The sequence below is a fragment of the Cellulomonas edaphi genome (genome assembly GCF_030362815.1).
GTDB classification, from domain to species: domain Bacteria; phylum Actinomycetota; class Actinomycetes; order Actinomycetales; family Cellulomonadaceae; genus Cellulomonas; species Cellulomonas edaphi.
In genome coordinates, this window is record NZ_JAUCGR010000001.1 from 600,134 (window position 1) to 611,345 (window position 11,212).

11 protein-coding genes and 1 pseudogene are annotated in these 11,212 nt (G+C 73.5%); 6 read left to right on the forward strand and 6 right to left on the reverse strand.

The features are described from left to right. Nucleotides 1–20 precede the first annotated feature (20 nt). Nucleotides 21–1,121, forward strand: a complete 1,101-nt coding sequence (locus QRT05_RS02890) for a VIT1/CCC1 transporter family protein (RefSeq protein ID WP_407650284.1) — start codon at nt 21–23, stop codon at nt 1,119–1,121. Here QRT05_RS02890 and QRT05_RS02895 read toward each other — a convergent pair. Then, nucleotides 1,118–1,546 (reverse strand): hypothetical protein, encoded by a 429-nt coding sequence (locus QRT05_RS02895; protein WP_289445103.1) that lies wholly within the window; start codon nt 1,544–1,546, stop codon nt 1,118–1,120. The genes QRT05_RS02890 and QRT05_RS02895 overlap by 4 nt on opposite strands. 107 nt (nt 1,547–1,653) lie before the next feature. Here QRT05_RS02895 and QRT05_RS02900 point away from each other — a divergent pair, with 107 nt between their 5' ends. Together QRT05_RS02900 and QRT05_RS02905 are read left to right on the forward strand one after the other, a co-directional pair. Beyond that, nucleotides 1,654–2,550: a siderophore-interacting protein gene (locus QRT05_RS02900; protein ID WP_289446099.1), complete on the forward strand. Its 897-nt coding sequence runs from the start codon at nt 1,654–1,656 to the stop codon at nt 2,548–2,550. 134 nt (nt 2,551–2,684) lie between these two features. Then, complete coding sequence (locus tag QRT05_RS02905; RefSeq protein ID WP_289445105.1) at nt 2,685–3,134, forward strand: SRPBCC family protein; 450 nt, start codon at nt 2,685–2,687, stop codon at nt 3,132–3,134. 69 nt (nt 3,135–3,203) lie between these two features. Here QRT05_RS02905 and QRT05_RS02910 read toward each other — a convergent pair whose 3' ends face one another. Next, entirely contained in the window at nt 3,204–4,454 is a 1,251-nt protein-coding gene (locus QRT05_RS02910; protein WP_289445108.1) for a prolyl oligopeptidase family serine peptidase, read from the reverse strand. 199 nt (nt 4,455–4,653) lie between these two features. Here QRT05_RS02910 and QRT05_RS02915 point away from each other — a divergent pair, with 199 nt between their 5' ends. The 3 genes from QRT05_RS02915 to QRT05_RS02925 all read left to right on the forward strand — a co-directional run bounded on the left by QRT05_RS02915 (nt 4,654) and on the right by QRT05_RS02925 (nt 6,575). Then, the gene (locus tag QRT05_RS02915) at nt 4,654–5,265 is read left to right on the forward strand and encodes a flavodoxin family protein (protein WP_289445110.1); all 612 of its coding nucleotides are present in this window, start codon (nt 4,654–4,656) and stop codon (nt 5,263–5,265) included. 96 nt (nt 5,266–5,361) lie between these two features. Then, nucleotides 5,362–6,378 (forward strand): iron-containing redox enzyme family protein, encoded by a 1,017-nt coding sequence (locus tag QRT05_RS02920; RefSeq protein ID WP_289445112.1) that lies wholly within the window; start codon nt 5,362–5,364, stop codon nt 6,376–6,378. A gap of 14 nt (nt 6,379–6,392) precedes the next feature. Beyond that, nucleotides 6,393–6,575: a CDGSH iron-sulfur domain-containing protein gene (locus QRT05_RS02925; protein WP_289445114.1), complete on the forward strand. Its 183-nt coding sequence runs from the start codon at nt 6,393–6,395 to the stop codon at nt 6,573–6,575. A 22-nt stretch (nt 6,576–6,597) separates the two neighbouring features. Here the strand turns inward: QRT05_RS02925 and QRT05_RS02930 are convergent, their stop codons facing one another. The 4 genes and pseudogenes from QRT05_RS02930 to QRT05_RS02945 form a co-directional block, all read right to left on the reverse strand. After that, nucleotides 6,598–7,470, reverse strand: coding sequence for an NAD(P)H-hydrate dehydratase (locus QRT05_RS02930; RefSeq protein WP_289445116.1), 873 nt, complete (start codon nt 7,468–7,470; stop codon nt 6,598–6,600). After that, a complete protein-coding gene (locus QRT05_RS02935) occupies nt 7,463–8,203 on the reverse strand; it encodes a histidine phosphatase family protein (RefSeq protein ID WP_289445118.1) in 741 nt (246 codons plus the stop codon). Before QRT05_RS02935 ends, QRT05_RS02930 begins: the two co-directional genes overlap by 8 nt. Continuing rightward, nucleotides 8,200–8,331: pseudogene (locus tag QRT05_RS02940) on the reverse strand (DUF6766 family protein); the annotation flags it as partial. The gene QRT05_RS02935 and the pseudogene QRT05_RS02940, both read right to left, overlap by 4 nt. Nucleotides 8,332–8,431: 100 nt before the next feature. Further along, complete coding sequence (locus QRT05_RS02945; protein ID WP_289445120.1) at nt 8,432–11,128, reverse strand: cation-translocating P-type ATPase; 2,697 nt, start codon at nt 11,126–11,128, stop codon at nt 8,432–8,434. Nucleotides 11,129–11,212: the final 84 nt, after the last annotated feature.

Below are 11,212 nucleotides of genomic sequence, written 5' to 3' on the forward strand. Positions count from 1 at the left end.
TGCCTGCGACCATGGGTGCCATGACCCCCAGCACGCCCACCGCGGCACAGGCGCGCCGCTGGCGGCAGTACCTGGCCGACGAGCGCGCCGAGGCGGCCGTCTACCGCGACCTGGCCTCCCGGCGCTCGGGCGAGGAACGGGACATCCTCCTCGCGCTGGCGGAGGCGGAGGGGCGGCACGAGCAGCACTGGCTGGACCTGCTCGGCGACGACGTGGGCCGGCCCACGCGCGGCGACGTCCGCACCCGGACGCTCGGGTGGCTCGCCCGGCGGTTCGGCTCGGTGTTCGTGCTGGCGCTCGCGCAGCGCGCCGAGGCCCGCTCGGGGTACGAGGACGACGAGGACGCCACCGCCCAGATGGCCGCCGACGAGCGCATCCACGAGGAGGTCGTCCGTGGCCTCGCCGCGCGCGGCCGCAACCGGATGTCGGGTACGTTCCGGGCCGCGGTCTTCGGCGCCAACGACGGCCTCGTCTCCAACCTCGCGCTGGTGCTGGGCATCGGCGCGAGCGGCGCCTCGGCGGCCGCCGTGCTGCTCACGGGCATGGCGGGCCTGCTCGCCGGTGCCCTGTCGATGGGGGCCGGGGAGTACGTCTCGGTCCGCTCGCAGCGTGAGCTGCTGGAGGCGTCCCGGCCGGGCCCCGGCGCGCGCGCCGCCCTGCCGCACCTCGACGTCGACGCCAACGAGCTCGCCCTGGTGTACCGGGCGCGCGGCATGGCTCCCGACGAGGCGCAGGCGCGCGCCGACACGGTGCTCAGCACGCTGACGGCCGGATCCTCCGCGGGGGCGTTCGGCATCCCTGGAGGCCGCGACGAGGCCGCGCCCGACGTCGACGAGCACGAGACGATCGGTACCGCGATCGGCGCGGCCTCCGCGAGCTTCTGCTTCTTCGCCTCGGGCGCGCTGATCCCGGTGCTTCCGTACCTCTTCGGCGCCGAGGGGCTGGTCGCGGTGGCGTGGGCCTCGGCGCTCGTCGGCCTGGCGCTGCTCGGCACGGGTGCGACCGTCGGCCTGCTGTCGGGGGCCTCGCCCGGGCTGCGCGCGCTGCGCCAGCTCGCCATCGGGTTCGGCGCTGCCGCGGCCACCTACCTGCTGGGCCTGGCGTTCGGCGGCGTGGTCTAGGGGCGCGGGTCCGTCGCCTCGAGCCCGCGCCGGTCGGGCCGCGGCCACATGCTGAGCAGCGCCGCGCGCAGCACGGGCAGGTCCACGCGGGGGACGGCCAGGCGCCAGTCCTCCCCCCGCCCGTCCACGCCCTCGACGATCCGGAAGTCCGGCTCGACGGGAGGCGGTGCGTCGCGGTCCGTGCGGAACACCCGGTGCGGGCCCGGGCCGATGAGCGCCTCGACCGACGCGCGCGCCTCGTCGTGGTCGCCCAGGAGCAGGTACCGCCGGTGCGTGCGGTCGTCGAGCGCGTACACCGCGAGCACCAGGTCGACGCCTCGCGCGAGGTCCGCCAGGTCGTCCTCGGGGGTCCGTCCGTAGCCGGCCCAGCCCCTGACGACGTCCCAGAACGCCCGCGTTCCAGCGGTCCGGCGCGCGCTCCCCATGAGGAGATCGTGCCGTGGATCACTCCCGCAGGGGATTTAGGTAAGGCTCACCTCGTGCTTATGCTGAGCCCGTGACGACCGCCACCGCCACCGAGCCCACCTTCCGCATGTTCGCCGTGCAGGTCGCCGCCGTGCGCCACCTGTGCCCGAGCGTGCTGCGCGTGACGTTCACCGGTGACGACCTCGACCGCTTCGCCGACAACGGCTTCGACCAGCGGATCAAGTTCTTCCTGCCGCTCGAGAGCGCCTCGTACGACGAGCTGCTCTCGCTCGAGGACTCCGGCGACTGGTACGGCCACTGGCGCTCGCTGCCGGACGACCGCCGGCACCCCATGCGCACGTACACGGCCCGCGCGGTCCGTCACGACCGCCGCGAGGTGGACGTGGACGTGGTCCTGCACGGTGACCTCGGACCGGCCTCCCGCTGGGCGCTGACGGCGACGCCCGGCGACGAGCTCGTGCTCGCCGGACCGAACGCGGCGGCCAGCGGCCCGCACGGCGGCGTCGACTTCGTGCCGCCCGCCGTCACCGACCGCCTGCTGATCGCGGGCGACGAGACGGCGCTCCCCGCCATCGCGGGAATCCTGGAGCGCCTGCCCGACGACTCGCGCGGCGAGGCGCTCATCGAGATGCCGTCGTCCGCCGACCGCATCGACCTCGCGGCGCCCGCGGGCATGACGATCCGCTGGCTCGGCCGCGACGGCCGCGCACACGGCGACCTGCTGGTGCCGGCCGTCCGGGCCGCCGCCGCACGCATGCTCCCGGGGCAGGCGCCCGCCTACCGGGTGGAGCTGGAGGACGTCGACGAGGACCACCTGTGGGAGGTACCCGTCGACGAGGACGGCCGGCCCCTGAGGGAGATGGCCGCGATGTACGCGTGGCTGGCCGGCGAGTCGGGAGTCATCAAGACGCTGCGCCGGCACCTGGTCACCGAGTGCGGCGTGGACCGCAAGGCCGTGGCGTTCATGGGCTACTGGCGGCGGGGGAAGTCGGAGACCGCGTAGGCGTCGGAGCGCCAGGACCCCGTGCGCCCGCTCGGGCAGGTCGGGATCGCCCCGACGCGCGCGTCGGGCGGAGCGGACCTACCGTGGCGGCGTCCGAACGACGTCCGACCGACGTCCGAACCGCAGGAGGTTCCATGCCCACCATCGAGCAGTCCATCGACGTGGACGTGCCCGTCTCGACGGCCTACAACCAGTGGACCCAGTTCGAGTCCTTCCCCCACTTCATGGGAGGGGTGGAGTCGATCACGCAGCTCGACGACACGCTGACGCACTGGAAGACGAAGATCGGCGGGGTCGAGCGCGAGTTCGACGCCGAGATCACCGAGCAGCACCCAGACGAGCGGGTCGCCTGGAAGAGCGTCGACGGCACGACGCACGCCGGCGTGGTGACGTTCCACCGGCTCGGCGACACCACGACGCGCGTCATGGTGCAGATCGACTGGGAGACGGAGTCGCTCGTCGAGAAGCTCGGTGCCGCCGTCGGCGTCGACGACGCGCAGGTCAAGAGCGACCTCAAGCGGTTCAAGGAGTTCATCGAGTCCCGCGGCGCGGCGACCGGTGCGTGGCGCGGGGACGTCAGCTGAGATCAGCGTCTGTCTGTCGCTGACGACGAGCGGGCGCCGAGGATGGCGCCCGCTCGTCGTCGCAAGGCGCTAGCGGCGGTGGCCGGAGCCGAGCTTCTGCTGCGCCATCCACTGCCAGATGTGGACGCCCGAGGCGGTCGTCGGGTCGTTGCGCCCGACGTAGATCCAGGACCAGTGGCCGGGATACGTCACGCCGTCCCAGGTGACGTGGTCGTAGGCGGTGAGCAGCGCTCCCGGGATCGTGTCCGCCATGTGCAGCCCGTTCGCCTCGAACGGCAGGGTGTCGTCGTCCTTCGACTGGACCACCCACGTGGGCGTCCTGATGGCCGCGAGATCGGCGTCGGAGATCATCGTGGTGCCGTTGAACACGAGAGCGGGGGCGATCGGCACCTGCGCGGCGAAGAACCGGGGGTTGTCGACGACCAGCTTGGGCGTCATGTACCCGCCGTTCGATGCGCCGACCACGTAGATCCGGCGCTTGTCGACGTGGTTGGTCCTCACGACCTTGTCGATCAGCGCCTTCAGCTTGGCCGAGTAGCCCATCGCGGGGTCGTTCAGCCAGTAGTCGGTGGCCTGCGGCGCCAGCACGTACGCGCCGCCGAAGATGCGTTGCGCCTCGCGCGTGCTGAATCCCAGGGCGCCGCGGTTGGCGAGCAGCGGCAGGTCGTTGTCCTGCGCCTGCGCCCAGCCACCTTCACCGCCGCCGTGCAGCCAGACGACGAGCGGATGCGCACCGCGGCCCTCGGGCGTGAAGAGTCGGTAGGAGAGCCCCGCAGCCTTGCCGTCCCGGTAGGCGTCCACCTCAGGGTCGACGACCTCGCCCTGCTTGAAGCGGGTCAGCGTGACCGCCTTGCCGTTGCGCAGGGTGAGGGGCTTGTTCTGCGTGAGCGTGTAGGTCAGGTCGAGGACGAGGTTGCGGCCCGTGTCGCAGCTGGTGCACCAGGCCAGGGTCGAGGCGCCTTCGACCTCGTAGCCGTGCAGCAGGTCGATGACGACCCGGCCGTGCCGGTCGAGGTGGACCCCGGTGACGGTACGGTCGACGTCGTACTCGCCGAAGACCGTGCCGGGCTCGACGGTGTACGGGTTGGTGCCCTTGGCGTGGACGCTGAACGTGTCGGCGGTCAGGCTCGACGCCCTGACCCCGAGGCGGCTGGTGTCGAGAGTGACTGAGACGATCTGCTGGCCGGAGTCGAGCACCCTCGCGTTCAGGGTGAACTGCAGCGATCTGGCCGGCCCCCCGTGCGCGCCGGCCGGGAGGGCCGCGAACGGGACCAGGGCGAGCGCCGCGAGCAGTGCGATGACGAGTCGTAGCTTCTTCATTGAAGCTCCTTGGTGGGCGGCGCCGGGTGTCCCGCCGCGCGGCGACCTGCCGCCCCTCGCGCCGTCCGCGCGACCCTTCGGACGGTATCTCGCTCCCCCCACCGCGGCGACCGGGGTCGGCCGGCGCAACGCGCGTCAGTGACACCGCGCGTCGGTGATACGGCTCGCGCACCGGCGCCGCCCGACGCACGCTGAGTAGATGACCTCGACGCTCACCGCCCTCGTCCTCGTCGGCACCCTCACGCCGTCCCCGGCGCCGTCCAGCAGCGAGCTGTTGGGCCGGCAGGTGCTCGCCGCGCTCGGGGAGCACGGAGTCAGCGGCGAGGTGGTGCGCGTGGTCGACCACGACGTGCGGCCGGGCGTCGAGAAGGACATGGGCCCGGGCGACGCGTGGCCGGCCATCCGCGAGCGGGTGCTCGCGGCCGACATCCTGGTGCTCGCGACGCCCATCTGGATGGGGCAGCCGTCGAGCGTCACGAAGCGCGTGCTCGAGCGGCTGGACGCCGAGCTCTCGGAGCAGGACGAGCAGAGTCGCCTGCTGACGTACGGCAAGGTCGCCGCGGTCGCGGTGGTCGGCAACGAGGACGGCGCGCACCACACCAGCGCCGAGCTGTTCCAGGCGCTGAACGACGTGGGCTTCTCGCTCGCGCCGGGTGCCGTGACGTACTGGGTGGGCCGGGCGATGGAGACCCAGGACTACCAGGACCTGGACGAGACTCCCGAGCCCGTCGCGACGGCCACCGCGACGCTCGCGTCGAACACCGCCCACCTGGCGAAGCTGCTGGCAGGGGCGCCGTTCCCGCCGAGCTGACCCTCTCGACTTGCGGACGGGGCACCGCGTGCGAGCCTGATCGCGAGGCACGCTCAGGACACGGGCGACCGCACCTACCCCCCCGGAGCCATCGTCATGAAGCTGCCCTCCCCGCGCGGTCCCTTGAGCGACGCGGTGCGCACCCTCGTGGCGTCGCCCGTGGACCAGCCCGCAGACGTGCGCGCGCCCGACGTCGCCCGGGCGGCGGTGGACGCGACGACGGACCTGCTGACCGACGAGGACGTCCAGCTCGCCCTCTACGTCATGAACGAGCTGGCCTACCGCGGGTTCGACGGGGTCGACGACGACTGGGAGTGGGACCCGGAGCTCCTCCGGGTGCGCCGCGTCGTGGAGGGCGCGTTCGAGGAGGACCTGCGCCGTCGCGTCGAGGTGCCCGGCGACGTGGCTCCCGAGCGCGGGGCGGTGGCCGCCGCGCTGTTCGCGATGACCGCACCGTCGCCCGGGCCGAGCGTGGCCCGCTACGTCGCCAAGCGCGCCACCCGCGAGCAGCTCGAGGAGTTCCTCGTCCTGCGCTCCATCTACCAGCTCAAGGAGGCCGACCCGCACACGTGGGCCATCCCGCGGCTCACGGGCAAGCCGAAGGCGGCGCTCGTGGAGATCCAGGCCGACGAGTACGGGGGCGGCGACGCCGAGCGCATGCACTGCGAGCTGTTCGCCAGCACCATGCGGGGCGTCGGGCTCGACGCTGCCTACGGCGCCTACGTGGAGCGGATCCCCGCCCTCACCCTCGCCGCCCTGAACCTCATGTCGCTGGTGGGCCTGCACCGTCGGCTGCGCGGTGCGACCGCGGGACACCTCGCGGCGTTCGAGATGACGTCCTCGCTGCCCAACCGGCTGTACGGGGACGGGTTCCGGCGGCACGGCTTCGACGAGGCCACCACGTTGTACTTCGACGAGCACGTCGAGGCGGACGCCGTGCACGAGCAGATCGCCGGCCGGGACCTGGCCGGCGAGCTCGCCCAGCAGGAGCCCGAGCTGTGCCACGACATCCTGTTCGGCGCGGCCGCGTGCCTCTACCTCGACGACCTCGCGGGCGAGCAGACCCTGACCGCCTGGACCGCGGGCGCGTCGGCCCTGAGGCCCGCAGCGTGAAGGACTCACGCCCCGTGTCGGTCGTCGCGTGCCCCGACGGCCCGCTGCTGGTGCGCGGCGACGCCCAGCTGGTGGACGAGCAGGGCAAGCCGGTCGAGCGCCGTCGGGCCACCGTCGCGCTGTGCCGCTGCGGCGCGTCGGCCATCAAGCCGTACTGCGACGGCACGCACAAGGCGATCGGCTTCACCGCGCCCTGAGGCGCGCCTGGGTGACCCGGAGCTAGGTGACCTGGAACTCCAGGAGCACGTGCGGCAGCGCGTCGACCAGCTCGCGTGCCAGGAATCCGACGGGACCGACCGAGGCCGCGAGCCGGTCACCCGCCCCGGCGTGCAGGGCGACGCCCCAGCCGGTGGCGCGCGCCAGGTCGGTGCCGCTCGCAGCCAGCCCGGCGACGGCACCGGCCAGCACGTCGCCCGACCCGGACGTCCCCAGGCCCGAGTAGCCGCTGGCGGACTGCCACGAGCGGCCGTCCGGTGCGGCCACGTGCCCGGACAGGGCGACCACGGCGCCGTAGCGGTCGGCGATCGCCGCGGCCGCCTCCTTCGGGTCCCGCTCGTCGCCGTCGAGCAGGCGGCTGCCCTCCTCGCCGTTGGGCGTGAGCACCAGGCGGCCGGCGAGCGCGCGGCGGGCGTCGGTCATCTGCGGCAGGACGCCCAGCGCGAAGGCGTCCAAGACGACGGGCGTCTGGTCGTCGAGCGCCGCGCACACGTCCTCGATGAGCCCCCGGGTGCCGTCCGGTTCGTCGAGCCCCGGGCCGACGAGCACCACGTCCGCGCGGTCCAGCTCGCCGGCGTCGTCGTCGGGCAGCCCGGCGACGGAGCCGCTGGACGACTCAGGCAGAGCCAGCACCCCCGACTCCGGGACCGCGACCGCGACCTGACCCGACACCGACGACGCGACGGCGAGCGTCAGGCGTCCGGCACCCACCCGGAGCGCGGCGAGCCCCGACAGCATCGCGGCCCCTGGGGTGCCACGAGCGCCGCCGAGGACGAGCACGCCCCCACGCTCGTCCTTGGACCCCGAGCGGTCGGGCAGCGGCCAGTCCCGCAGCAGGGCGGCCGTCAGCGGCCCGGTGGCGCCGTGCTCACTCATGCGGATCGGTCCCCTCGTGCTCGGTCACCGGTGCGTCCAGGGCCGCGAGGTGCGCGACGTCGTCGAACCTGCTCGTCGTCCACGCGTCGCCGCCGCGCGTCAGGATGGTCACGGACGCGTTGCGCACGCTGCGCTCGCGGACCAGGTCGAACAGCTGCGTCTCGGTGAGGTCCTCCAAGACGTAGCGGACCAGCGCGATCACGGCGTCGTGCGTGACGACGAGCACGCATCGCCCGTCCTCGCGGCGGTCGACGTCCGCCAGCACGGAGCGCAGGCGCAGCGCGACGTCGGCCCACGACTCGCCGCCCGGCGGCCGGTAGTAGAACTTGCCCAGCAGTGCCCGGCGCGCGGCCTCCTCCGGCAGGAGGCGGGCGATGCCGCTCGTGGTCAGGCGGTCGGTGATGCCGAGCTCGCGGTCGCGCAGGCGCTCGTCGATCCGCCGGGGCACGTCGAAGCCCGCCGTGGCGAGCGCGGTCTCCGCGGTCTGCCGGGCGCGGTCGTAGGGCGAGCACCACAGGACGTCGGGGCGCTCGTCCGGCGGGAGGGCCCCCAGCCACTCGCCCAGCGCGCGGGCCTGCTCCAGCCCCCGCGCGCTGAGCGGGGTGTCCGCGTCACGGGTGTCGAGCTCGAGCCGGTCGGCGCCGGCCTGCGCGGCCGCGGCGGCCGCGAGGTTGCCCACGCTCTCCCCGTGGCGCACCAGCACCAGCTCGACGGCTCCGCGCTCGGCGCTCATCCCTCCACCCCCGTGGCCTCGTGCGATGTTCCGACCGGCTTGGACTCCGGCGAGCCCCGTTCGCGCAGGTAGATGGACAGCACCACCATGCTCGCGACCGCCAGGAACTCGGACTGCCAGTTCTGCAGCCCCGCCACCACGAGGGACCCGCAGGCGAGGGACGCCGGCAGTCGCTTCATGAAGGCACGCTAACCGGCACCATGCGCGCCCGCGCGCCCGGGGGTACGGTCACTCCAGGATGCGGCGACTCACGGACTTGCCGAGCTCGGTCAGCACGAAGACGCACACGGCGGCGGCGAGCGCGATGCCCCAGTCGCGCAGGCCGATGGGCGCCGACTCGAACCAGTCGTGCATGAACGGCGCATAGGTGAACACGAGCTGGAGCACCAGCAGCGCACCCGTCGCCACCCAGATCAGCGGATTCCCGACGAGCACCCTGGGCGTGATGCTGGACGACCCGAGGAACCGGCACGTGAACAGGTAGCCCATCTGACCCAGCGCCAGCGTGGTGACGGCCGTGGTCTGCGCGCGGCCGTCGTCGGCCCCGAGGTCCTTCTCCAGCAGGAAGGTGAACAAGGTCGCGGCGCCGATGGTCGCGGAGGCCACGAGGATCAGGGCCAGGGCGCTGCGCGACACCACGTGCTCGCCGGCCGCGCGCGGCGGGCGGGCCATGATCGTCGGCTCGGCCGGCTCGCCCGCGAGCGCGAGCGACAGGGTGACCGCGGTGACCAGGTTGACCCACAGGATCTGCACCGGCGTCAGCGGCAGCGCGAGGCCGGCCAGCACGGCGACCAGGATCACCAGGGACTGCGCGCCGTTGGTGGGCAGCAGGAAGACGACGGACTTGCGGATGTTGTCGTAGATCCGCCGCCCCTCCTCGATGGCGCGCTCGATGGTCGCGAAGTTGTCGTCGGCGAGGACGATGTCGGCGGCCTCCTTGGTCGCCTCGGTGCCCTTGATGCCCATCGCGATGCCGACGTCCGCGCGGGAGAGGGCCGGTGCGTCGTTGACGCCGTCGCCCGTCATCGCGACCACCTCGCCGTGCGACTGCAGCGCACGCACGATGCGGATCTTGTGCTCGGGGGAGGTCCGCGCGAACACGTCGACGTGCTCGACCCGCTGCCGGAGCTCCTCCTGCGACATGGCCTCGAGCTCGGTACCCGTCAGCGCCTCCACGTGGCCCTCGCCGACGATGCCCATCTCGCGGGCGATCGCGATCGCCGTACCCGCGTGGTCGCCCGTGATCATCTTCACGCCGATGCCCGCGCGGTGGCAGTCCGCGATCGCCTGGACCGCCTCGGGTCGGGGCGGGTCGACGATGCCCACCACGCCGAGGAACTCCAGCTCGTGACCGACCTCGGTGAACGCGTCGCCCTCGTCGGGTGCGGCCGGCCGCCGGGCAGTCGCGAGGACGCGCAGCCCCTGGCCGCCCAGCTCGTCGACGACCGCGTCCCAGCGCGCCCGGTCCAGGGCGGCCGCCCCGGTGGAGGTGCGCTGCGTCGTGCAACGGTCCAGGAGACGGTCGGGGGCGCCCATCACGTGCACGCGCCGCGTGCCGTCGGGCAGCTCGTCGAGCGTCGCGGAGTACTTGGTCGCGGACTCGAAGGGCACGGCCCCCCGGCGCGTCGCGCCCGGGGTGCCGCCCCCGGCCTTCTGGGCGAGCACCACCATCGCGCCCTCGGTCGGCTGCCCGACGAGCGTCCAGTGGTCGCCTTGGAGGTCGACATGCGCGTCCGGGACCAGGGCGGCGACCTCCACGAGCGCGCGCAGGTCGCCGTGAACGTCGAGCGGGGCGGGCCGGCCGTCAAGCAGCACGTGGCCCTCGGGCGAGTACCCGATCCCGTCCACGTCGTACCGGCCGTCGTGCGTCACCACGGTCCGTGCCGTCATCTCGTTGCGGGTCAGGGTGCCGGTCTTGTCCGAGCAGATGGTCGTGACCGACCCCAGCCCCTCGACCGACGTGAGCTTGCGCGTGATGGCGTTGCGGCGGGCCATCTGCTGCACGCCGAGCGCGAGCGTGATGGTCACGAGCGCCGGGAGGCCCTCGGGCACGGCCGCGACCGCGAACCCGATCGCTGCGGAGATCAGCTCGTCCAGCGCGAAGTCGTGGATGAGTCGGCCGATGACGAGCATGAGCGCCGCCATGCCGAGGATCAACCACGACAGCTGCTTGCCGAGCCGGGCGAGCTGGCGGGTCAGGGGCGTCTGGAGGTGCTCGACGCCGGCCACCAGGGACTGGATCCGCCCGATCTCGGTGCGCGCGCCCGTGTCGGTGACCACGCCGAGCCCGCGCCCCGCCGTCACGATCGTGCCCGAGTAGAGCATGCAGGAGCGGTCCCCGACCCCCGCGTCGGTGCCCACGGCGTCCACCGACTTGCTGGCCGCGACCGACTCGCCGGTCAGTGCCGCCTCCTCCACCTGCAGGTTCGTGGCCTCGAGCAGCCGCACGTCCGCCGGCACCTTGTCGCCCGACCGCACTCGCACGACGTCTCCGGGCACCAGGTGCTGGCTGTCGATCTCGGCCCAGCGACCGCCGCGCAGCACGTTGGCGTCCAGCGACAGCATGGTCGAGAGGCTGGACAGCGCGGCGTCGGCGCGGCCCTCCTGGATGAAGCCGACCAGCGCGTTGATCACGGCGACCGCCAGGATCACGGCGAAGTCGACCCAGTCACCCAGGAGGGCCTTGAGGACGGCGGCGGCCAGCAGGATGTAGACGAGCACGTCGTCGAAGTGGCTCAGGAAGCGCAGCAGCGCGGGCCGGCGCGGCGCCTCGGGCAGCCGGTTGGGCCCCACCTGCGCGAGCCGGGCGGCGGACTGCTCGTCGGTGAGGCCGTCCGCCGACGACCGCAGCGCCCGCAGCACCGCGTCCGGGTCCTCGGCGTAGGGACGCGTGGTCCTGTCGGCCTCCACGAGCGTGCTGGTCATGGGTCTGCTCCTCGCGACGTCACGTCCGGCTGTGGGCCCAGTCTCGGACCGCGAGCCACCGTGACGCCAGAGGGCCGCCCCCAC